Origin of the sequence: Mucilaginibacter sp. R-33 (assembly GCF_049949235.1) — a bacterium.
Classification (GTDB): Bacteria; Bacteroidota; Bacteroidia; order Sphingobacteriales; family Sphingobacteriaceae; genus Mucilaginibacter.
Genome location: NZ_CP188089.1, coordinates 5,901,540 through 5,923,427, shown reverse-complemented (window position 1 = coordinate 5,923,427; position 21,888 = coordinate 5,901,540). Strand labels below are relative to the sequence as shown.

Genomic DNA, 21,888 nt, shown 5'->3' with positions numbered 1-21,888 from the left:
TCATTTTCCTTTAAAATTTTACACTTAAGCCCATCATTATGGTACGTGGCTGAGGATAATATCCTAAATCAGTACCTGATGCCCATCCATCATTACCATATCCCACTTCCGGGTCAAGACCCCTATATTTTGTAAACGTAAACAAGTTTGTTCCGGACAAATAAAGACGAAACTGTTGCACGGGTAGGTTTTTCAAAAGCCCCTTTTTAAAGTCATAGCCGATATTGATGGTTTTTACTCTTAAGAAATCCCCATTCTCAATATACAGATCAGAAAATCGGCCATAATTATTGTTTGCCTCATCGGCCTGAGTCACCCGGGGAATGGTATTAGAGGTTCCGGCACCGGTCCAGCGTCCCAAAATAGCGGTCGTATAATTAGCATAATACCGGTCGTTAGTGCGAATGCCATTTACGATCTGATTACCGGCTACGCCATTTAATTGTACAGAAATATCAAAACCTTTATAACCTGCATTTAAATTAAAACCATAGGTTTCATGGGGGTTGGGATCACCTAACATGGTCTTGTCGTTTGCGTCTATTTTACCGTCACCATTTAAATCAACAAAACGGACATCACCCGGCTTAGCGCCTGGCTGAATCAGGGTTCCATTTTTGGCATACGAATTTACATCTTGTTGTGTCTGGAAAAGGCCATCGGTTTTTAAGCCATAAAAATAACCGATAGGATAACCTACTTGTGCCCTGTAAAACTCATCCGTACTGGCTGTTAGAACACCTGTAGCACCATGTATGATTTTTTCCTGATTGGCTATATCAGTTACCCGGTTTTTATTGTAAGCTATATTTCCACCGATACCTAGTGAAAGATCACCAAATTTGTGCTGATAGTTAACAGCAAATTCAATACCCTTATTTGAAACATCACCACCGTTAACAGTTGGGGCACCTGTACCTACAATAGCCGGCACCGGAGCGACAATGAGCCAGTTTTTAGTCGTTTTGTTGTACCAGTCAAAAGTAATGGTTAGATCTCTTAAAATAGTTGCATCGAAACCGATATCAACTTGTTGTGAAGTTTCCCATTTTAAATCGGGATTGGGTACTTTATTTGGAACCGTCCCCGTTGATTTTACACCATTAAAATAATAAGAGTTGTAGGTAGAACTTACAGTCGCCAGATAAGCATAGTAATTACTTGTAGGCACATTATCATTACCATTCTGTCCAATACCTGCCCTGATTTTTAGGAAATCAAGCCATTTAACATTTTTCAAAAACTCTTCACTCGTTACTACCCAGCCAGCTGATAGTGAAGGGAAAGTGGCATATTTATTATTCGAGCCAAAATTAGTAGAGCCATCACGCCTTACGATGGCGGTTAACAGGTACTTCTCATTATAGTTATAATTTATACGGCCAAAATAGGAAAGTATGTTGTGCTCGGGTACCGTAATTCCGCCGAATGCTTTCTGGGTGGCGTCATTGGTACCATTGTCTATAATAGCGTGGTTAAAATCCGGAATAATTAAATCCTGTTTACTGCCGCTTACATAAAAGGTAGTCTCCCGCAACACTGTTGAACCAAGTAGTGCTGTAAGGCTATGCTTGCCCATTGATTTCTGATAGGTCAGTGAGTTATCCCAGTTTGTGCGGGTGTTACGATACAAACCCATAGCAGCTGTAGAATTGGTGTTCTGATTATTGGTACCCAAGGAATAAACAGGTGTAAATGTATTGGTAGAATTATAGGATAAGTCGAGTCCGTAATCTGACCTGAATTTCAAACCTTTGAATATGGTTGCTTCCAAAAGCAAGTCGCCCAGTAGACGGTCGGTGATTGTTCTGTTATTATTAGTATAATCCATAGCGGCAACCGGATTCACCTCTTCCGGACTAACGGTTGATATGCCATATGTTCCATCCGGGTTACGAACAGGAAAGGTAGGACTTGTATTGAGCAGCCCTTTGATCGAATTACCATAAATATTGCCCGTACCGATGCTGCTTTGCTTGCTATGGCTATAAGTCAGATTCTGACCAAACTTGATAATATCTTTATATAAATTATGATTAGAGTTGATGCGAAACGAAATCCTTTCAAAATTGGATTTGCCCGGCAATCCGATAATACCATCCTGTTTTTGATAAGATAAGGAAGACGAATAGATTGACCTGTCATTGCCACCAGAAGCACTAACACTATAATTTTCAATAGGAGCATTTTTTTGCGTAACTGCCTTTTGCCAATCGGTTCCCGCCCCCAATTGATTGAGTTGATCAAGTGTATACATTGGCGCCTTTCCAGAATTGACTGCAGCTTCATTCATGATGATGCCATACTCGTGCGCATCCAGTAAATCTAATTTTTTTGCAGGATTCTGTAACCCATAATAAGCATCGAATGAGACTTGCGTCTTACCACTTTTTCCTTTTTTGGTGGTGATTAATATAACACCATTTGCGGCTCTTGTACCATAAATTGCCGTTGATGCAGCATCTTTTAGTACGTCCAGGGATTCGATGTCGTTGGGATTAAGGCTTGAAATGTCATAGGTAGGAAAACCATCAACCACGTATAAAGGATTTGAATTACCAATGGTACCGATACCCCTTATTCTTACTTTCAAAGCATCTCCCGGCTGACCTGAAGTGGATGTCACCTGAACACCCGGCGCCTGGCCTTGCAAAGCCTGATCCACTGACAGTGTATGATTTTTGGCCAAATCGCTTCCGCTAACGTGTACCGTAGCTCCGGTTACGACTTTTTTAACCTGGGTTCCATATCCGACTACGATAACCTGCTCCAAAGAATTTGACATGGGAGTCATTTTTATGGATACCTCATTGGCTTCACCCACCGTAACTGATAGCGGCTGAAAACCAAGGTAAGTAAATTCGAGAACATCGCCGGCTTTAGCTTTGATATGGTAAGCCCCCTTTACGTCAGTGGCAGTTCCGGTTGTTGTTGACTTTATTTTAACGCCTACTCCAATTAACGGTTGATTATCATCCGCACTGGTCACGACACCAGATATCGTCCGTGATGACAGCTGGGCCAGTGCGGAGCCTTGAGATATAATAACGAAGATCAGAACGAAAAAAATGGAGGTATATCTATTACAAATTAATTTTCTTTTCATACAAATAGGTAGTGATTTATAAATTGTTTGTGGTCTATAATTACTTGTTAACTGTCATGGTGGCTGATTTTCTTGCATAATTTTTATGGTTAGCTGATATACCAAGCGGGATATTGGAAATTGACGCCGATCTAAAGTTTATGTAACGGCTATTAGATACTTTTTCAATCGATTGCGCAATTAACACTATCATTCTTCCGGTTAATTAAAATAATATGATGGCCATTAAGTCGCTTTAAGGGGATAAATGTAGAGGGCTCTCCGCAATCGATTGTTTACAAATAGGGATACAAATGTTAACCACCGTTTAACTTATTGACCTATAGGTTAATTAAACTGTTATTAAATAGAAAACCAGGACAAAACAGGCCAAAAGATTTAAAAAAATGGGCAAAGTAAAGGTTGACTTTGAGTTGCCACATCCGCTATTGGCAGATACCAATCATGGAAACCATAAAATTCATTATGAAGATTTAGGAACACCACAATGGTAATATTACATCATATATGAAGGTGTCGTTGATTGTAATTATGGGGCAATTGGTTGGTGCATATTAAGCTGGTAGATTGGATGAAGTGTGCCGGATTTTCCTGTTAAGATCGAGGCACCTGTACATAGAAATGCTATTTTAATAATTCTCAATTAATCAGCATGCCTGCTGGTATGGCTTATTATTGTTAACCAACTAATTGCAGATGATAAACATTCGTGCCCCTATTTGTAAACAATCGATTGCGCTTGTACTTCTTAGTTTTGCCACATTAAAAACTCAGAAATCTTCGATTATCTTGTCTAATTTAATTAAGAGCTCCGTTTACTGTCCGGAACCACCCTCATATTATAAACTATTCAATTATACTGCCTTAAAGCGTGTAATTGTATATAACTACTTTTTTGAGTGCTTTCGTACAGAATTGCAACATACCGGCGAAAACCGGCCGATCCGATTATCTCATAGGTACAACGGTAAGGATGATGAATTATCCTTTTAATGACGAAGTACCAATTGAAATTATGAAAGGTGCCTTTAGTACTACATAATGAATCAGAAATTAAACCTAACCGTCAGTTGTCTCCCGGTATAGGAAAGCATATAATGATCAATATGAAAAAGAAAATTTCACCAACTATTTTAGGCTGCTTGCTTTTTTGTAATGTTTTTGCCCAAAGTAACAATCTAAACAAAACGCCCAAAGCCATTAGAAAAATCAGCTTTTATTTTAAAAAAGTTGAACTGATGTTAACCGAGATGCCGAAGTGGAGAACACAGGCTGGAGATCTATCAAACGGGTTACAAATTGAACGATGCATATACCAGCTATCTATCATTTAATAAGCCTGGCCAGCTTAGTAAAACCCAGGCCGACTTGCTTAAAAAGCAGAATAACGACGCTGCAATTTTGAAAGAAAATATCACCGTCAATGATGAAGGAACTTTTTCAAAAAAAACTTAGAATCAGGGAGAACGATATTTTTCTGATCAATATGGTAAAGCTTTAATAAAATTAACCTTTCAAAAACCCATGGCAAGATCATTTTTGTTGTAAAAGAAAGATGTTCATAATTACGCTTTGGGGAGCAGATCTCTATAAATGAAATGATGAAACAATATAGTACGCTTAAAATTTATATTCCAGGAATTTTCTTTTTGCTGTTTTTAGTCGGTTCTCTAAAGGCATGGGGCCAGGGAACACAATATCAATATTTATCCGGTACAGATAAGGACCACACCGTAGACTGGGATTTTTATATCAATAGTGGGCAAAAAAGTGGCTCATGGCAAAAAATAGCTGTTCCTTCTAATTGGGAACAGCAGGGGTTCGGAACGTACAATTATTATAAAGACACGCAAAACCCAGAGGAACAGGGTAAATACAAATACCATTTTAAGTTAGCCCCATCGGTAAAGAATAAAAATGTTTTTATAGTTTTTGAAGCCTCGATGACCGAAACAGAGGTTAAAATTAACGGGCAACTTGCCGGCCCAGTACACCAGGGAGGTTTTTACCGGTTTAAATATGATATAACCCATTTAATTAACCACGATGGCGATAATTTGTTAGAGGTAGCAGTAAGCAAAAGATCTGGCAACGAGTCAGTGAACCAGGCGGAGCGTAAAGCTGATTTCTGGCTATTTGGTGGCGTCTTCCGTCCCGTTTACCTGGAGATTGTCCCTAAAACTTATATAGACAGGATTGCTATTGACGCCAGCGCAAACGGCGCTTTAGCGCTGGATGTATTCATCAATAACGCGAACAGCAATCATAAAGTAACTGCTCAGGTGCAAGCACTGAACGGTCAGCCGGTTGGTTTACCGTTCAGTACTCAGGTGCGTACGGGGCAGCAAAAGGTAACGCTGAAACAACAGGTAAATCATATTTTACCCTGGAACCCCGAATCTCCCAATTTGTATAACCTGGTGGTGTCTGTTGGGGATGGTAAAGGTGCGATCCACCGCGTAAAGCAACGGTTTGGTTTTCGCACAGCGGAACTAAGGCAGCACGATGGCTTTTATGTGAACGGGAAAAAAGTGATTTTCAAAGGTGTTTGCAGGCACAGTGAGTGGCCTGAGTCAGGCCGCACCTTGAGCAAGGATATCAGCCTGCTTGATGTTAAACTTATGAAGGAAATGAATATGAATGCGGTGAGGATGTCACATTACCCTCCGGATCAGCATTTTCTGGATGTTTGTGATTCACTCGGCCTTTTTGTATTGAATGAATTAACGGGCTGGCAAGCTAAGTATGATACAGAAGTTGGCAAAAAGCTGGTAAAGGAACTGGTGGTACGGGATGTAAATCATCCCAGTATTGTAATATGGGATAATGGCAACGAAGGTGGCTTTAATACAGATCTGGATACTGAATACGCCAAATATGATCCGCAGCAACGATTGGTTATCCACCCGTGGGAAAAATTCAATGGAACCGATACCAAACACTATCCTGATTATAATTATGTTGAAAATTCAGTGTTATATGGTAATGAAGTATTTTTCCCCACGGAATTTATGCATGGTCTACAGGATGGAGGACAAGGTGCCGGATTAGATGATTTCTGGCGGTTGATGATGAAGCATCCACATACGGCAGGTGGCTTTTTATGGTCGTTCCATGACGAGGGCGTGGCCCGCACGGATAGAAACGGGCAAATAGATATACAGGGCAATGCAGCACCCGACGGCATATTAGGGCCACACCGGGAAAAGGAAGCCAGCTTTTATACTATCAAAGAAATATGGTCGCCGGTAGCTATTGAAACGAGTTATATCCCCGAAAAATTTGATGGCCGGCTTTCGGTAGAGAATCGTTATATCTATACCAATTTAAGCAAATGTACATTCAACTGGAAATTAGTGAGATTACAGCTACCGGGCGGGCAAGACCTGAAAGCTAAAATAAATGCATCCGGGCATGCTGAGCCCATCAGTCTGGCGCCCGGCGCTAAGGGCTTTTTACAGCTTAACCTACCGGTTGATAAGAAACAGAGCGACGTGTTGTATTTAACGGCAAATGATCAGTATGGTAAAGAGATTTTCACCTGGAGCTGGCCGCTTAAATCGCCCGCAAATACCTTTAAAAGGCAATCTGATGCATCATCTTCCAAAATTGAAGTTATGGTGCAAGATGGGGGACTGATTGTGAAGGCCGATAATATTAGCTATTATTTTGATAGTCAAACCGGGTATTTGCAAAAGGTGAGCACGCGAAAAGGCGAGATCTCTCTATCCAAAGGCCCCGTGCTGACGGGCGCAAAATACGCGCTTAAAAGACTGAACCATTATTTTTTAGGGAAAGCCTATATTGTCGAGCCGGAATACGAAGGCGGACAACAGTTTAATGTGAAATGGACATTCAGTCCTGGTAGGCCTGCGAAATTAAATTACAGCTATAGCCAACCAGGGGAGTTTGATTTTTCGGGTATTACATTTGATTATCCCGAGGAAAAAATAACCGGAATGAAATGGGAGGGTCGTGGTCCATACCGTGTTTGGAAAAACAGGCTTAAGGGTCAACAATTTGGTGTCTGGCACAAGGACTACAACAATACCGTAACCGGCGAAAACTGGGATTACCCGGAATTTAAGGGGTATCATGCCAATGTATATTGGGTGACTATCGAAAATAAACAAAGCCCCTTTACCGTTTATAGCGATCATGAGAACCTGTTTTTTCAGATGTTAAAACCGGTTAAACCTGCCGGGGCTGCGAACGAAAACACCAATCCGCCCTTTCCTGACGGGAGCCTGGGATTTCTGAACAGTATAGACGCTATAGGCACCAAATTCCAGCGGGCGGATCAGTTAGGCCCGCAAAGTCAAAAGAATATTCAGCTAAATTATACGCCAATAAAGGGAACCTTGTGGTTTGATTTTCGATAAAATGATAAAGCAAATAAATGGCAGCCTGAGAATTCAGGAAATATAAAAGCCGATTGGTGTTTATGTAAATAATGCTAATCTTTGGTCAAACACGATGTGTTCTAGAATACTATAAACACAACAGAGCCGGATGGCAACGTGCTGATTAAATCAGCAACAGCCTGAAATTTATGGGTTACTGCTGCTCCTGCTGAACTGATTATACCTACAACAAAAAGCGAATAAGTCGTTGCGATTACCGGATCAATGTAAAAAACAAACAAGAATTGGCACCGTTGCCGTTTATTTCTTAATTACCGAAATAAATCTTAGTGTTGTCTAGAAAATCATAAAAATCGAAACTACGGAACAAGACAGCTGTACTATAAAATCTGCTTGTTTCTTGAGCTAAAGGATCTTCCGGTTCATTTGTTCCCGTTTCAAATTTCCTCTTATTTTCTGCGCAAACGGCGCTTAAAAATAAAATTTTCTGCTTTCTCGGCTATCTCTGTGTCGGTTAGCCTCTTATGGGAAATCAGCCAGCTAACGATCTCCTTTTTAGAGAATCTGACACCACCATTAGGAAGAACTATGCAGGGAATCTTTCCTGCGGATTTTAACTGGTAAAGCGTCTGGCGTGCATAACCTGTAGTTTTCTCTGCAACCTCATAGCCTCCTATTTCATCTTCGTCACTCGGAAATGGCGCTGGCAAAACTGTTGCTGCTTCTTTTAAAATGGTCAACAAATCTGATACTTTAAGATCTATTACCCTGGTGTTTTCATTGATATTCATTTGACCTCCGTTTTGGTTAACGGAAGCAAAAAAACAGAACAAAACAGACCTATACGACCGATTGGGCGATATCGTATGAACGTACTTTACGTCACGCCTGAATTACATTATAGAGTTCTATCCAAACGTTTATTCTTTTAGGATTGATTTATATACCTCGACATAATCATCGGGTAAGGTTTTAAACCTTTCATTCTCCAAAACAACAAGTCCTTTGTTTTGAGCGATCATAAAAACGGAATTCAATAACCTCCTATGATTTTTTTTCAAAATATCCTCCGAAAGTGTTTTACGGTCTTTAATGCAGTATTTAAGGAAACCTGCCAGCGTTTTGTCCGGCGCACCGTTACGTATAATTTCGGTAAGCTCTATTTTGCCTTCCTCATTATATTTAAACAGTGGCCCGCTTTTACTGTGCCTGTTCAGGTCATCTATTAATTTTTTAAACGCTATTTCTTTTTCTTCTGCGGTTTTACCTTGCCGCCAAAAATCATAAAAAGTCAGAGGTTTAGGCAGTAATTGAAAATCTATCTTGTCTTTCTGACCAAGTGCAGAAAGTTGCTTTTGCCAGTCCTTACTCCAAAACAGATAGAAAACAGCGTCGATATTTTTCTTGTTTCCAGCCGGAAAAATCTGACCGATCAAGACATAGCCGGTAAAACAGGTGATAATAAATCCCAAAAGACCTACAGCAACAAAATACGTATCATTAGAAAAGACACCAAAATCCAAAAACAAAAGGCCGATCAACAAAAATGACATGCCATAGAAAATCATCAACAGGTAGTGAAAAATACTCACATTGATATAAAACAAGCGAAGCTTGTTAACCTCTATGGGGTTAAGGCCATCAAAAGTACCCTTAACCTGCAATAAACGTTCCTGGGTCGGCAAATGATGAAAACGGCCACTAAGTTCATCCTGCCAGTTTTTAAAACTTACAGATAAAAATAATTGAACGGGTAATAGCCAAATGCTTAATGCACCAAAGGTAATAATCAGCGGCAAGCGTATTCCCGGCACCAAAAGGTAGACCAGGGTAAACGCTATTACCAAACCGATTTCAAAAAAAACCTTTTTCATATTCAAAGTTTAGGAAATTTCAACATTTCGTTTCGTTTCTTATCGTCAACGATTTTGGCATAGATTTGGGTCATTTCAATTTTACTGTGTCCAAGCAATTCTTTCATAGTATATATGTCGATTCCAAAAGTCAAGCCGATGGTTGCAAACGTGTGCCGGGCAGCATGGAAATGGAGATTTTTTTTCAGACCAGCATCCAATGCCCAGAATTTTAAGTAAACATTTACCACTTGACTCGTTGGCAAATCCCAAAATACTTTCTTATTTGTAGGATGCTTTACCACTTTTGCAATAATCTTTTTTGCTTCATCGGCCAATGGCACAGTAACAATTTTCTTTGTCGTTTTCGCCGGTCGAAATATTAGCAGATCGTTAACAATTTCGTCGTAATGCAATTTCTTAATATCCGAAAAACGCAAACCAGTGAAACAAGAAAATATAAAAGCTTCTCTGATCTGGCTGTTTCCTCTTTTGGGAACGAAATTAGCCAAGGTTCTGACTTCCTCAATAGTGAGCATGGTCCGCTCCGAGTCTTCCTCCTCGATAATCCTAAAATTACTAAAAGGGGAAGTTTGAATAATCCCTTTAATTACCAGCTTATTGAAATGCTGCCTAAACACGGACATGTAGGCATTAGTTGTATTTCTGCTAACCTGATTAAGAAGATAACTCTGAAACTTATCTAAAAATTCTTCATCTACTTCCTGGAATAATATGGTTCGTTTGGGGCAATACTTTCCAAGATGAATGATCAAGCATTCCAGTTTATAATTAAACTTCTTTGCAAGGCATTGATCAAGATAGTCCTGAAGGTAATAATTGATCTTAGCAGGTTGCTTATACCCATGCTCAGAAAAATTCAATTCATCCTCTCTTTTATTACGAAGCGCTTTAATAATCTTCATTTTTTCTTTATCAGTCTCGCTAACACGGCTTGCTGAATCAGAATAATCTTTATCCACATAAATCTTAAGGAACTCATAACTGCGTTTGCCTTTACCCTCACCGGTATTGGAGTAGACATCCAAATAAACACTAAATTTGCCTGTACTTAGCTTTTTGTATCTAATAGTTACCATGAGTTACCATTGTCTTTTATTTGTTACTTTTGTTACTCATCAAATCTGAATAGTAACAACCGAGTAACAAAAGTAGCATAAAATAGAATAGAAATCAAAAGATTAGTGAAGCTAATAAATAATTTAAATATTGATAATCAACACATTAATATCATTAATCTATCCCATTTTTCATGGGACTACATTCTCTTAAAAACATGGCCGGCATTTACATACATATCCCCTTTTGCAAGCAAGCTTGCCATTATTGCGATTTCCATTTTAGTACATCGTTAAAGTACAAAGATGAAATGCTGCATGCTTTGATCAGTGAGATCAAACTGCAAAAAGGTTACCTCAACGGTGAAACCATCGAAACTATTTATTTCGGTGGCGGCACCCCCTCTGTTTTGGATGGCGATGAAATCAGCAGGATCATCAACACGCTAACCGAACTCCACACCGTATCTTCCGTGGCAGAAATAACCCTGGAGGCCAACCCCGATGATCTGAAACCCGACAAACTCAAAGCCCTTAAACAAACACCGGTTAACCGCTTCAGTATAGGGATCCAGTCGTTTTTTGACGAGGACCTGGTTTGGATGAACCGTGTACACCGCGGCCAGGAAGCCGAATCATCCGTAAAACGCGCCCAGGACGCCGGTTTTGAAAATATTACGGTCGACCTCATTTACGGCTATCCTATGCTCAGCGATACCAAATGGAAGCAAAACCTGGATAAAGTATTTGAACTTAACGTTCCGCACATATCTACCTATTCCATGACGGTTGAACCGCAAACTGCCCTGGCAGCTTTCATCAATAAAAAGAAGCAGCCACCCATGAACGAGCATCAAAGCGCCGAACAGTTTATGGTATTAATGGAGGCGATGAATGCACAGGGGTTTGAACATTACGAGATATCTAACTTTTGCAAGCCTGGCCAATATTCACGCCATAACTCCAACTATTGGAAGGGTGTAAAATATTTAGGGATCGGTCCTTCGGCGCATTCTTATAATGGCGATACCCGGCAGTGGAACATAGCTAATAATGCCAAATACATCCAGGCGCTCGAAAGCGGGAAACTATCGACCGAAACAGAGGAACTTACTGAAGCGAACCGTCTGAATGAATATATCATGACGTCGCTACGTACCATGTGGGGGCTTGAACTAACTAAGCTGAACCAGATAGCTAAAGGCGCATCAGACGAATTACTTAAAGCTGCCGCCGAATATTTAGACAGGGAATGGATCATACAAAAAGATAACGTTATTTACCTTAGTGCAACAGGTAAACTGTATGCGGATAACATTGCGGCAGGCTTATTCTTTTAAACCAATTTGCCCGGTAATAGTCAATACATTGTTACAAAGCAAAATGATATTTAAATCTGTTTAGCTTTACTAATCGTATCTTTAAATGGTACTTATCCTGAAATTAAATTATGAAAAAACCAATCATCGCGGCTTTTGCATTATTGACTTTTGCCCTTGCTCCAAAAGCTCATGCTCAGAAAACAGTTGGCGGCGCAGTTATGTCGCCCGCTAAAAATATTGTACAAAACGCATCGGGATCAAAAGATCATACTACACTTGTAGCTGCAATAAAAGCGGCAGGCCTGGCACCAACATTATCGGCAGCAGGGCCTTATACAGTATTTGCACCAACTAACGAAGCTTTTGCCAAATTACCTGCAGGCGCGGTTGATAACCTGTTGAAGCCGGCTAATAAAGCAGGCCTGATAAAAACTCTAACTTACCATGTAGTACCCGGTAAGCTAAGCACCGCCGACCTGCTGACCAAAGTAAAAGAAGGTAAAGGCAGAACCGAATTAGGTACGCTAAGCGGCGGCACTATAACTGTAATGTCGCAAGGCGCTAAATTATATCTTGTTGACGAAAAAGGCGGCAAATCATGGATTACCATTAACGATGTTGCTCAAAGTAATGGCGTTATTCATATTGTAAACGCTGTACTGATGCCCAACTGATCCACTTTGCAGTTGTAAGCCGGACAGTTTGTATATAATATTGTTGACAGTATTTTTAACAGAGGCTGTATTATAAAATCATGGTACAGCCTTCTATTTTTAAATGTAGCCCGTCAGATAATTAAAGATACCTTAGTAAGGTTCTTTTACTCTGACCATGGCGAGTGCAGGATCAACTCACAATAGTCTTTCCTTTGATATCCCGGGATCATACATGCACAAATGTCGGCATTGATGCTTCCATAGGTCGTATGTGGCTTATGCTTAAAGCCGTCAAAAAAAGTCCCTATCATATTTTTCTTTAGGTCATTACGCGGAAATTGTTTTACAATCTCATCGCGGTGACTATTTGATAACTGATCATAGCCCCTGCCTATGACATCAAGCGCCACCGCATAATTGAGCAACGCTACCTCGGGTTCTTTATATTCTGCAATACCAGGTGATGTATGGAGCGCGATGGTATCCCAAACCAATTGCAGCGATTGCGGCGGAAGGCCATGTCCCCGCAAAAAATCCCTGGCGGCATTAGCACCATCAACCTCAAAACGCTTATCATCGCTTCGGTAATGCGCCGTTAGCCCTAAATCATGAAACATGGTACTTACATATAAGAGCTCGGCATCGTAACGGATATTGTTTTGTTTACCATTCAGCGCTGCGAAAAGATATGACCGCAACGAATGGTTATACAAAAGCTCGCTGCCATGTTCGCGCAATAATTCAGTAGCCTGACATGCAATCGCACTGTCGGGTATTTTTATACCTGCTATAATTTTACCTGCAATCATTATCTTATTATTTTTAAATGGATTTTTTAATCAGCTGTTGTTTTTGTTGAAATACCTATACGGTTTAAGAAATTCATGTGGCTAATACAGATTATAATATCTGCTATTTCCTTTACGGTAAAATGAGCCTCGAGTTTCTCATATGCTTCGTCCGAAACGCCATGATTAAAAATAAAAGTCATTTCTTCAACCACCTCAAGTACTATGCGCTCTTTTTCGGTAAACAAGGGGCTTTCCTGCCATGCCGACAATGCAAATATGCGGCGGGCAGTCTCTCCGTTTTGTAAAGCTTCCCCCGTATGGTAGTCGATACAAAAGGCACACTTGTTAATTTGCGAAACCTTTATCTTAATAATTTCTATCAGGCTTTTGGGAGGATAGATTGATATAAACGTCTGTCTATTGACGATATCATGTCCCAATAAAAAGGCTCTTCTTTCCAAACGTCTAAGCGCTGTTTAATTACTTTTTTCATAACTATCAATTGTGTTGACAAAGGTGAAAAACACAATCGCCCTTTTACTTAAACTGGTTTAAGAAAGTAGCTTCTTCCTTAATTCGCTTAAATATTCGGGGGTAAAACCTAAAAAAGAAGCCAGCAAGTATTGGGGTACCCGCTGTGTAAAAGCTGGAAATTGTTCAAGAAAATTCACGTACAATTCTTCTTTAGAGAAGTCATAGAGATATCTTAACCTCATCTGCGAAGCCGCATAAGCGCGCTGAAATACCCAATGAAAATATTCGTTCATTTCAGGAACCAATTTAAGCAGTTCACGTTGAGCTTCGGCGCGAATGCTTAATACCTCGGTAAGCTCTACGGCACGAATGGAAAATCGTGCAACGACACCTTGCTGAAATGCGCTAAAATCCGAGATCCACCAATTTTCTAAAGCAAAGTCAACAGTTTGTTCAGTGCCGTTTTCCCTCAGGTAATATAAATGAACACAGCCTTTAATGATAAAGAACTTTTCATAGCATCGATGATCTTCTGTCAGGAGAAGCTCCTTTTTTTTGTAAATTCTATGTTCAAAGAAAGAATCGATCAATTCGGCCCTGCCTGCCGGAATTGAGCTAAACTTGCTTATATGAGTTAGTAATTGTTGTATCGCCGACATTGTTCTTATGTGCTTACAAGGTTATTAAATATCCTGGTTTAATAGCTCCTTCGGTACAAAAGGTTGTACATCAAAAAGATGTCATTAAACATTCAAAATTCCCTCAAAGTATTTACATATTTTTTACAAAGAATTAATTTTGCCCGTTAATTAATTTGTGAAAATGAGTATAAAGCTTACACCTATTGACAGTGTAGACAATATAAGCAAAGAGGATTTTGTTAACAATTACTTAAATCCGCGTAAACCGCTTATAATCCGCAAAGCGACTGAAAGCTGGCCTGCCCTTCAAAAATGGACATTTGAATACCTCAAAGAAACCGTTGGCGATCAAACAGTTCCGCTGTACGATAGTTCGAAAGCCGATCCCGCTAAAGCGATCAATGCCTCTGCAACGGAAATGAAGTTTGGCGATTATATCGATCTTATTCAAAAACAGCCTACTGATTTAAGAATTTTCCTGTTCGACCCAATTAAACATGCCCCAAAACTGCTGGAAGATTATCGTTCGCCGTCTGATTTAATGGGTGGTTTCCTTGATAAATACCCCAATATGTTTTTCGGCGGCGCCGGTTCCGTAACATTTTTACATTACGATATCGACCTTGCGCATATCTTCCACACACATTTTAATGGCCGCAAGCATGTAATGTTGTTCGACCAGAAATGGACCGAACGTCTTTACTGCATTCCCTTCGCTACGTATGCACTGGAAGACTATGATATCGAAAACCCGGATTTTACCAAATTCCCGGCGCTTGACGGCATTGAAGGGCAGGAGGCTATTTTAGAGCATGGCGATACCCTGTTTATGCCTACCGGTTACTGGCATTGGATGAAGTACCTTACCGGTTCGTTCTCAATATCACTACGTGCCTGGGATAAATCATGGGCCATTAAAGCCAAAAGCCTGTATAACCTAACCGTACAGCGCAAGTTCGATAATATGATGAAAGCCCGCTTTAAAAAGGATTATATGGACTGGAAGGAGAGCCTGGCTATCAAACGCGCTAACAACGCGCTTGTAGCGGGCAAGCCATAATATTAAGATATTTATACTACTTTGGGGTTTATTTCGTTATTTTGAATGCTTTTAAACGAGTAAGAAACAATATTGTAACTTTATTTTAAAATAAGCGTAATCCCCCTAAAGTAATAAACTATTATGTGCTTCATTCTTAACCCGATCGATACGGTTGAAAATATTTCTCCCGAAGACTTTAAGAAGAATTATTTAGACCCTCGTCGCCCGCTGGTTATCAAAGGGCTTACCAAAAGCTGGCCGGCCCGCGAAAAATGGACACCCGAATATTTAAAGCAGGTTGTTGGCAATAAAGTAGTGCCACTATATGATAACTCAAAGGCCGATCCGTCAAAACCCATCAATTCGTCGGCAACTGAAATGCCCTTTGATGAATATATCGACCTTATCCGCAGTAAACCAACCGAGTTAAGGATTTTTTTCTTTAACATATTTAAGCAAGCACCACAGCTTTTGGATGATATAGTGTTACCCAAGGACCTGATGGGGGGCTTTTTGGAAAGCATGCCCGCCATGTTTTTTGGCGGTTCAAACTCGGTTACTTTTTTACACTACGATATTGATCTTCCGCATATTTTCCATACCCATTTTGGAGGGCGTAAGCATGTGATCCTGTTTGAAAACAAGTGGAAGCGCCGCCTGTACTGTATCCCCAATGCCACGTATGCACTGGAGGATTATGATGTACTAAATCCTGATGTCAAAAAATTCCCGGCACTTGACGGTGTAGAAGGTATTGAAGTTTTCCTTGAACATGGCGATACCCTGTTTATGCCAACCGGCTACTGGCACTGGATGAAATATGTGGATGGCTCATACTCACTCAGCCTTCGCGCATGGGATGCCAGCATAAGCCGTAAAGCGGCAAGCCTATACAACCTGGCCGTTAAAGGAGGTGTTGACAGTGCTTTAAAAATGATGTTTAAAGGCAAATATGCTAAATATCGCGAAGGCCTGGCCGTTAAATGGGCTAATAGAGAGCTGGCTGCGGGGAAACCTTTTTAAAGTCTGAAGTCTTAAGTTTTTAGTTTTAAGTCATGATATGGAGTAGCGATGGATTTTATCCATCGCTTTGTGTTTTATACACAAGGCCGTGTCCCCACAGTCGGCTTGCTTATCAAATAATCCAGAGAACGCGTACATAGGAGATACAATCTACCAGCGCTCCAAGCCCAAAAGCTTTTTACCCAGGTCGCTTAGCTCAGCAACCGGATTTTGCTTTTCCCGTTCCAGCGGATCGCCCGGAAAAGCGTAGCCCTGCATGGCTTCGCGGCTTTGCCAACTGTTAATGCGCCATTGTCTCAGCTCTTCATTGTCTTCCTGGGCTGGCATCATGGATATATACTGCGCTATACGCACTTTATCTGCACTGGTATTAGGTCTTATGCCATGCGGTTGCAAACTATTAAATATCAACAGATCACCTGCTTCCAGTTTCACTTTTACGGTTTCAAAACCGGTGATATCAGGTTTATAATGATCCCTATCTTCTGGTTGAGTTAATTTCCAGGTATCGTATGTACGATATAGTTCCGGGATGCATTGAAAACCACCCATGTTTTCATCAGTCTGATCGGCGAGGGCCAGTACGCCCTGCACATTTTGAGGTTTGGTTTCCGGGTCATAATCCCAATGAATAAAACCTTTATATTCAAAGCCAGGCCTTAGCGGAAAGTTCAGATTGGCCCGGTCAATAGTTACCCATAGCTTTTCGGTGCCCCAGATATCGGAAAAAGCGGCATGTACTTTAGGATATTGCCGGTTATCCCACATAAACTGCTGATTATAAATTTCAACCATACCCGTGTTATTCAGCTCGCTCATTTGCATTTGCGCGTTGGGCTTTTTATACCAGGTGTTGATATCATTAGCATCCTTATCTTCATATTGCCACAGATAATTAGCTAATTTTTCAACTTGCACTTTAGGCACTGCATTTTTGATGATCACGTAACCGTTCTCTATCCAAAATTGCCAATCGGCCTCGCTAAGCACTTTCAGCGGCTCATTGTTTTTACGTTCATTAAGGCGGATCTGGCTTGATTTAGCGGTTGACGGATTACCGGGGATCTCTTTATGTGCATTAGCCGGCGTGGTTGCCATGGTCATGGCTGCGTTTTCGGTCTTCATTTTCTTTTTGATTTATAACTCAAATTTAGGTTGGCATGACAGATGGATTATCCTGTACAATGACCAAAATTTGCTCTACATTGATCATTTTATTTATCTTTACTAAAACCTTATGCTCAATATAGCATGGATAAGATACAGTTAGAGAAGATTAATTTTGAACCTGGCAAATCGTTCAAACTCTTTTCGCCCCGGCTTCGCAACACTTTTCTGTGGCATTATCACCCCGAATACGAATTAGTTTATGTTGAGGCCGATGCTGGGATCAGGCACGTCGGTTCACATATCTCCGGCTACACCCAGCATGACCTGGTGCTTATTGGCAGTAACCTTCCCCACCTTAACTTTGATTACCGGCTGCGGAGCGAATACCATCAGATAGTAGCGCAGCTAAAAGAAGATTTCATGGGAACGGCAATAGGCATCACTCCCGAATTTTCGACCATCGGGCAGCTTTTCAAAAAGGCCGCCAACGGCATTGCTTTTTATGGAGATACCAGGACTACAGCAGTGCGAAAACTGAAACTTTTACCGGGGATGGATTCTTTTCAGCAATTAATGGGGTTAATGGAGATCTTTAACATCCTGGCTGGTTCAAAAGAGTTTACGATTTTAAACAATGACGAGCCGAACCTGCAGTTTTTTTTAAAAGATAAGATCAGGATGGGGGCTATTTATGAATATATCGGCAGTAATTACAATCTTAAACCCGATGTAAATGTAGTGGCGGCTAAAGTGAACTTTACTACAGCGGCCTTTTGCCGCTATTTTAAAAAACAAACTAAAATGACTTTCACCGATTTCGTGAACCAATACCGTGTTGATGTAGCCAAAAACCTGCTCATGCAGGATAAAAACGTTACTGAAACCTGTTACGCTGTAGGATTTGAAAGCTTATCATATTTTAATAAACTCTTTAATAAAACAGTTGGAAAAAATCCCTCTGATTTTAAACGGAACTGGCTCGCTAAGGATTGATCTGAATAACGTATGTAAATATTGCCAACAGAATTATTCAGCCTGATTTTTTATAGTAATCCTTAACCGCATCGGGCAAAAGATGCAGGTATAAATCAGGCTCTTCCCTGATCCTTGCTGCTGGCACCGGTACAATTTTGCAGGGTTCTTCGTAAATAACGCTTTCACAATCCAGGAACCGCCCCATGTAAGCGCCATAAGCTTCGGAAGCAAATATTACGTCAATAGGCGGCAGCTTCTTTTTAAGATAGCTGGCCCAAAGTCTCGACATATTTTCTATCGAGTCACCCGCACCCGGCAGCATAGCTTCATCGTAGCTTAATAATACAGGTTTAACCTTGTCATTACCTGCGTAAGTTTTTTCGAGCCAGTCAAGCCTGATATTTCCATCAATGGGCTCATCATCGCTGGCACCAATAACCACAACAAGCTCATCACAATGGTCAAGCGCGTAACCAATCAAAGCCATATGCCCAATATGGAGCGGCAAAAACTTCCCAATTACTAAACCTCTTTTCATGCAGTAGTATTTTTGCGATCCGGTATCTTTTAAATTCCGCTCCTGAGAGAGGAATCGCTCATTTCCACGCTTCCAAATCCCTATATCTATTCATTTAACTTTCATTTCCAACCGCTAATCTCCTTATGAGGTGTGGTCACAAACTATCTTCCACTCGCCCCTAATCTTCCTGAACCACAGCGTAAAATACCCTCCTGGCGTATCTTTTTCGCGGGTTAGTTTCCATCCGCCTAAAACAAAAGCGTTAGTTTTATCAAGTACCTTTAATTGTATAATGTTGAAAGCCAGCTGCCCCATGGCGGCCTTATCAGGGTATGTTTGCTTATAATGATCAAGTGTTGTTTGCCAGCCATAGACAGGGGCCGTTTTCCCTACAAAAACCAGCGAATCTGATTTCCAGTAGGTTGTCATAAACTTTTCAATATCGCCGCGGTTCCAGGCTTCTTCCTGTGTATGCATTACTTTTAGGATGGCCTGCCTGTCCTGTGCAAAGCAATACACAGCCACAAGCATCAACGCTAAACTCAGTAATATTTTTCTCATATAATAAAGATAGCTTTTTGTCTGAACCTGAATTTTAAGAATTGCCCGAATTAACAGAATTAAAAAGAAAAAATTCAATTAATTCTTCAATTCGATTAATTCCGGTTCAGACAATACAGTATATTTGGATTTCATCGACACTAAAAACAACTTAACTATGGGAAATCAGGTATTAAGTTTTGGCGAAGTTTTATGGGATGCTTTTGGTGATGGAAAAAAAGCGGGCGGCGCCCCTATGAATGTAGCCAGGCATTTGGTACAACAAGGCGTAAAAACAGCGTTTGCGAGCTCTGTGGGTATGGATAACTCGGGCGATGGACTGATAGGCTTTTTAAAAAGCAATGACCTGTATTCGGACCTGATTCAGCAGGACGATGAATTTCCAACCTGTGAGGTTACCGTACAGCTTGATGAAAACAATACCGCTACTTATATTATTCCACAACCCGTTTCATGGGATAACATACAACCATCGGCTGCACTCACTAAAGCAGCCAAGGCAGCCAGGGCAATTGTGTTTGGCAGTTTGGCTTGCCGTACCGCTACTACCCGAGAAACATTGTTAAACCTGCTTGATGAAACCCCGGCGCTAAAAATATTTGATGTAAATCTTCGCCCGCCGCATTACACCCTGTCAACTATTGAAACATTGGTGGCCCGGGCCGACGTAGTGAAAATGAACGAGGAAGAAGCCAACCTGCTCATCGGTGGAAGTAGTGCTTCCCTGCGCGATCAAATTGGCGAGTTCCGTTCCAAATACCATAGCCAAACCATTTGCGTAACCCGCGGCGAGCATGGTGCACTGGTATGGCACGACCATGAATTTTATGACAGTCCCGGCTGCCCGGTAAAAGTTGCCGACACGGTAGGCGCCGGCGATGCCTTCCTGGCAACATTTGTATCCGGCCTCCTTTCGGGAAAACCCATGCAGCAGGTGGTAGATAAAGCGTGCTCCGTTGGCTCATACGTAGCCAGCCAGCGAGGCGCTAACCCGGTATACCCACCTGAGCTCCTGAATAGTTTGGCGTATATTTAATTTCGGATTTGGGAATTGGGATTTCGGATTTGGTTTAATAGGCTATTGCTGCTAATAGGATATTCGAAATCAAAAATCTAATTGTCATACTTAACTAACAATTTATTTTATCACTTCCGCAGCAAAACTTTTCCTAAAAATATTCCGTTCCTTTATGTACAGAAAGGACAAAATATGCGTGGTTTTGGATTTTCCAAATTTAAGCCCAATCAAATCCCTAAAGGCGGATTTGACGAATTGTTAAAATTATTCCTCGAGTTGCTCAACTATACATCGGGCGATGCAGGCGAAGCCTTAGCCTGGCTTAACGAACTCGATAAACAATATAACCTTACCAACGATGATTATGGCATGGGCGATTTCATCGATGAACTAAAACAAAAGGGTTATCTTGACGAAAATAATGAGAATGGCGAGTTCCGGATTACGGCAAAAACTGAGCAAAGCATCAGGCAATCTGCCCTGGAAGAGATTTTTGGTAAGCTAAAAAAATCAGGGAAAGGCAATCACCGCTCGCCACAATCAGGCCAGGGCGATGAAAAAAATGCCGAACGCCGCGAATTTGAGTTTGGCGACAGCCTTGATCAGATAGACATGACCCAGTCTATCCACAACGCTCAGGTTAACCACGGTATAGGCGATTTCATGATGACCGAACGCGATCTTGAGGTAGAGGAAATGGACTACAAAACCCTTACTTCAACTGTGCTCATGATCGATATTTCGCACTCCATGATTCTTTACGGCGAAGACAGGATCACCCCGGCCAAAAAAGTAGCGATGGCCCTTGCCGAACTGATCCGCACCAAATATCCTAAGGACACGTTGGATATTGTTGTATTTGGGAACGATGCATGGCCAATAACCTTGCAGGATTTACCTTACTTGCAGGTTGGCCCTTATCATACCAATACTTATGCAGGTTTAGAGCTGGCTACCGATCTGCTCCGCCGCCGTAAAACGCACAATAAGCAAATTTTCATGATTACGGATGGTAAGCCAACCTGCTTAAAGGAAGGCACCAGGTATTATAAAAACAGCATTGGTTTGGACAGGAAAGTGGTTAACAAAACCCTTAATATGGCTGCCCAATGTAAACGGTTAAAAATACCTATTACCACATTTATGATAGCTAAAGACCCTTATTTGCAGCAGTTTGTTCGTAAATTCACAGAAACAAACGGAGGCAAAGCCTTTTACAGTTCCCTGAACGGCCTTGGTGAGTACATTTTTGAGGATTATATCAGAAACAGAAGAAGGACTGTGAGGTAAATTATTATTCGAAAATTAGTCAATTTGGTAATTTGAAAATGTTTTGATACTTCCATTTTCAAA

General features: G+C 40.9%; 19 protein-coding genes. 9 read left to right on the top strand and 10 right to left on the bottom strand.

Translation table 11 applies throughout. The annotated features are described in order from the left end of the window. Positions 1-10: 10 nt before the first annotated feature. Complete coding sequence (locus tag ACP26M_RS24655; RefSeq protein ID WP_426584109.1) at positions 11-3,106, bottom strand: SusC/RagA family TonB-linked outer membrane protein; 3,096 nt, start codon at positions 3,104-3,106, stop codon at positions 11-13. A gap of 1,299 nt (positions 3,107-4,405) precedes the next feature. Between ACP26M_RS24655 and ACP26M_RS24650 the strand changes: the two genes are divergently transcribed. Both ACP26M_RS24650 and ACP26M_RS24645 read left to right on the top strand, forming a co-directional pair. Next, a complete protein-coding gene (locus ACP26M_RS24650) occupies positions 4,406-4,561 on the top strand; it encodes a hypothetical protein (RefSeq protein WP_426584107.1) in 156 nt (51 codons plus the stop codon). 143 nt (positions 4,562-4,704) lie between these two features. Continuing rightward, on the top strand, positions 4,705-7,488 hold the full coding sequence (locus ACP26M_RS24645) for a glycoside hydrolase family 2 TIM barrel-domain containing protein (RefSeq protein ID WP_426584105.1): 2,784 nt from the start codon (positions 4,705-4,707) through the stop codon (positions 7,486-7,488). A gap of 431 nt (positions 7,489-7,919) precedes the next feature. Here ACP26M_RS24645 and ACP26M_RS24640 read toward each other — a convergent pair whose 3' ends face one another. From ACP26M_RS24640 to ACP26M_RS24630, 3 genes are all read right to left on the bottom strand, one after another. Continuing rightward, positions 7,920-8,261 carry a helix-turn-helix transcriptional regulator gene (locus tag ACP26M_RS24640; protein WP_426584103.1) on the bottom strand — a complete coding sequence of 114 codons (342 nt, stop codon included), beginning with the start codon at positions 8,259-8,261 and terminating at the stop codon, positions 7,920-7,922. Positions 8,262-8,390: 129 nt separating this feature from the next. Further along, positions 8,391-9,344: a hypothetical protein gene (locus ACP26M_RS24635; RefSeq protein WP_426584101.1), complete on the bottom strand. Its 954-nt coding sequence runs from the start codon at positions 9,342-9,344 to the stop codon at positions 8,391-8,393. Positions 9,345-9,346: 2 nt separating this feature from the next. Next, positions 9,347-10,423: a tyrosine-type recombinase/integrase gene (locus tag ACP26M_RS24630; RefSeq protein ID WP_426584099.1), complete on the bottom strand. Its 1,077-nt coding sequence runs from the start codon at positions 10,421-10,423 to the stop codon at positions 9,347-9,349. A gap of 197 nt (positions 10,424-10,620) precedes the next feature. On the opposite strand from ACP26M_RS24630, the gene hemW reads away from it, so the two are divergent. Beyond that, positions 10,621-11,742 carry a radical SAM family heme chaperone HemW gene (hemW, locus tag ACP26M_RS24625; protein ID WP_426584097.1) on the top strand — a complete coding sequence of 374 codons (1,122 nt, stop codon included), beginning with the start codon at positions 10,621-10,623 and terminating at the stop codon, positions 11,740-11,742. Between the two features lie 110 nt (positions 11,743-11,852). Then, the gene (locus ACP26M_RS24620; RefSeq protein ID WP_426584095.1) at positions 11,853-12,398 is read left to right on the top strand and encodes a fasciclin domain-containing protein; all 546 of its coding nucleotides are present in this window, start codon (positions 11,853-11,855) and stop codon (positions 12,396-12,398) included. Between the two features lie 146 nt (positions 12,399-12,544). Here the strand turns inward: ACP26M_RS24620 and ACP26M_RS24615 are convergent, their stop codons facing one another. From ACP26M_RS24615 to ACP26M_RS24605, 3 genes are all read right to left on the bottom strand, one after another. Beyond that, positions 12,545-13,189, bottom strand: coding sequence for an HD domain-containing protein (locus tag ACP26M_RS24615; protein WP_426584093.1), 645 nt, complete (start codon positions 13,187-13,189; stop codon positions 12,545-12,547). A 26-nt stretch (positions 13,190-13,215) separates the two neighbouring features. Beyond that, positions 13,216-13,632 (bottom strand): carboxymuconolactone decarboxylase family protein, encoded by a 417-nt coding sequence (locus ACP26M_RS24610; RefSeq protein ID WP_426584091.1) that lies wholly within the window; start codon positions 13,630-13,632, stop codon positions 13,216-13,218. Between the two features lie 90 nt (positions 13,633-13,722). Further along, on the bottom strand, positions 13,723-14,304 hold the full coding sequence (locus ACP26M_RS24605) for a Crp/Fnr family transcriptional regulator (protein WP_426584089.1): 582 nt from the start codon (positions 14,302-14,304) through the stop codon (positions 13,723-13,725). 163 nt (positions 14,305-14,467) lie between these two features. On the opposite strand from ACP26M_RS24605, the gene ACP26M_RS24600 reads away from it, so the two are divergent. Together ACP26M_RS24600 and ACP26M_RS24595 are read left to right on the top strand one after the other, a co-directional pair. Further along, a complete protein-coding gene (locus ACP26M_RS24600; RefSeq protein WP_426584087.1) occupies positions 14,468-15,346 on the top strand; it encodes a cupin-like domain-containing protein in 879 nt (292 codons plus the stop codon). A gap of 123 nt (positions 15,347-15,469) precedes the next feature. Further along, positions 15,470-16,351 carry a cupin-like domain-containing protein gene (locus ACP26M_RS24595; protein WP_091215547.1) on the top strand — a complete coding sequence of 294 codons (882 nt, stop codon included), beginning with the start codon at positions 15,470-15,472 and terminating at the stop codon, positions 16,349-16,351. A 150-nt stretch (positions 16,352-16,501) separates the two neighbouring features. Here ACP26M_RS24595 and ACP26M_RS24590 read toward each other — a convergent pair whose 3' ends face one another. After that, complete coding sequence (locus ACP26M_RS24590; RefSeq protein ID WP_426584085.1) at positions 16,502-17,476, bottom strand: phytanoyl-CoA dioxygenase family protein; 975 nt, start codon at positions 17,474-17,476, stop codon at positions 16,502-16,504. Between the two features lie 126 nt (positions 17,477-17,602). On the opposite strand from ACP26M_RS24590, the gene ACP26M_RS24585 reads away from it, so the two are divergent. Next, on the top strand, positions 17,603-18,454 hold the full coding sequence (locus ACP26M_RS24585) for a helix-turn-helix domain-containing protein (RefSeq protein ID WP_426584083.1): 852 nt from the start codon (positions 17,603-17,605) through the stop codon (positions 18,452-18,454). A 37-nt stretch (positions 18,455-18,491) separates the two neighbouring features. Here the strand turns inward: ACP26M_RS24585 and ACP26M_RS24580 are convergent, their stop codons facing one another. Continuing rightward, complete coding sequence (locus ACP26M_RS24580; protein WP_426584082.1) at positions 18,492-18,974, bottom strand: adenylyltransferase/cytidyltransferase family protein; 483 nt, start codon at positions 18,972-18,974, stop codon at positions 18,492-18,494. A 123-nt stretch (positions 18,975-19,097) separates the two neighbouring features. Further along, a complete protein-coding gene (locus ACP26M_RS24575) occupies positions 19,098-19,517 on the bottom strand; it encodes a YybH family protein (protein WP_426584080.1) in 420 nt (139 codons plus the stop codon). Between the two features lie 157 nt (positions 19,518-19,674). On the opposite strand from ACP26M_RS24575, the gene ACP26M_RS24570 reads away from it, so the two are divergent. Together ACP26M_RS24570 and ACP26M_RS24565 are read left to right on the top strand one after the other, a co-directional pair. Next, positions 19,675-20,553 (top strand): carbohydrate kinase family protein, encoded by an 879-nt coding sequence (locus ACP26M_RS24570; protein WP_426584078.1) that lies wholly within the window; start codon positions 19,675-19,677, stop codon positions 20,551-20,553. Positions 20,554-20,727: 174 nt separating this feature from the next. Beyond that, complete coding sequence (locus tag ACP26M_RS24565) at positions 20,728-21,825, top strand: vWA domain-containing protein (protein ID WP_090531322.1); 1,098 nt, start codon at positions 20,728-20,730, stop codon at positions 21,823-21,825. Positions 21,826-21,888: the final 63 nt, after the last annotated feature.

What these genes read in the sequence shown, in the direction of transcription:
- ACP26M_RS24575 (WP_426584080.1), bottom strand. Translation starts at nt 19,517, where the DNA reads ATGAGAAAAATATTACTGAGTTTAGCGTTGATGCTTGTGGCTGTGTAT.
- ACP26M_RS24585 (WP_426584083.1), top strand. Translation starts at nt 17,603, where the DNA reads ATGGATAAGATACAGTTAGAGAAGATTAATTTTGAACCTGGCAAATCG.
- hemW (WP_426584097.1), top strand. Translation starts at nt 10,621, where the DNA reads ATGGCCGGCATTTACATACATATCCCCTTTTGCAAGCAAGCTTGCCAT.
- ACP26M_RS24580 (WP_426584082.1), bottom strand. Translation starts at nt 18,974, where the DNA reads ATGAAAAGAGGTTTAGTAATTGGGAAGTTTTTGCCGCTCCATATTGGG.
- ACP26M_RS24645 (WP_426584105.1), top strand. Translation starts at nt 4,705, where the DNA reads ATGATGAAACAATATAGTACGCTTAAAATTTATATTCCAGGAATTTTC.
- ACP26M_RS24605 (WP_426584089.1), bottom strand. Translation starts at nt 14,304, where the DNA reads ATGTCGGCGATACAACAATTACTAACTCATATAAGCAAGTTTAGCTCA.
- ACP26M_RS24630 (WP_426584099.1), bottom strand. Translation starts at nt 10,423, where the DNA reads ATGGTAACTATTAGATACAAAAAGCTAAGTACAGGCAAATTTAGTGTT.
- ACP26M_RS24600 (WP_426584087.1), top strand. Translation starts at nt 14,468, where the DNA reads ATGAGTATAAAGCTTACACCTATTGACAGTGTAGACAATATAAGCAAA.
- ACP26M_RS24590 (WP_426584085.1), bottom strand. Translation starts at nt 17,476, where the DNA reads ATGAAGACCGAAAACGCAGCCATGACCATGGCAACCACGCCGGCTAAT.
- ACP26M_RS24635 (WP_426584101.1), bottom strand. Translation starts at nt 9,344, where the DNA reads ATGAAAAAGGTTTTTTTTGAAATCGGTTTGGTAATAGCGTTTACCCTG.
- ACP26M_RS24640 (WP_426584103.1), bottom strand. Translation starts at nt 8,261, where the DNA reads ATGAATATCAATGAAAACACCAGGGTAATAGATCTTAAAGTATCAGAT.
- ACP26M_RS24565 (WP_090531322.1), top strand. Translation starts at nt 20,728, where the DNA reads ATGCGTGGTTTTGGATTTTCCAAATTTAAGCCCAATCAAATCCCTAAA.
- ACP26M_RS24570 (WP_426584078.1), top strand. Translation starts at nt 19,675, where the DNA reads ATGGGAAATCAGGTATTAAGTTTTGGCGAAGTTTTATGGGATGCTTTT.
- ACP26M_RS24615 (WP_426584093.1), bottom strand. Translation starts at nt 13,189, where the DNA reads ATGATTGCAGGTAAAATTATAGCAGGTATAAAAATACCCGACAGTGCG.
- ACP26M_RS24655 (WP_426584109.1), bottom strand. Translation starts at nt 3,106, where the DNA reads ATGAAAAGAAAATTAATTTGTAATAGATATACCTCCATTTTTTTCGTT.
- ACP26M_RS24620 (WP_426584095.1), top strand. Translation starts at nt 11,853, where the DNA reads ATGAAAAAACCAATCATCGCGGCTTTTGCATTATTGACTTTTGCCCTT.
- ACP26M_RS24595 (WP_091215547.1), top strand. Translation starts at nt 15,470, where the DNA reads ATGTGCTTCATTCTTAACCCGATCGATACGGTTGAAAATATTTCTCCC.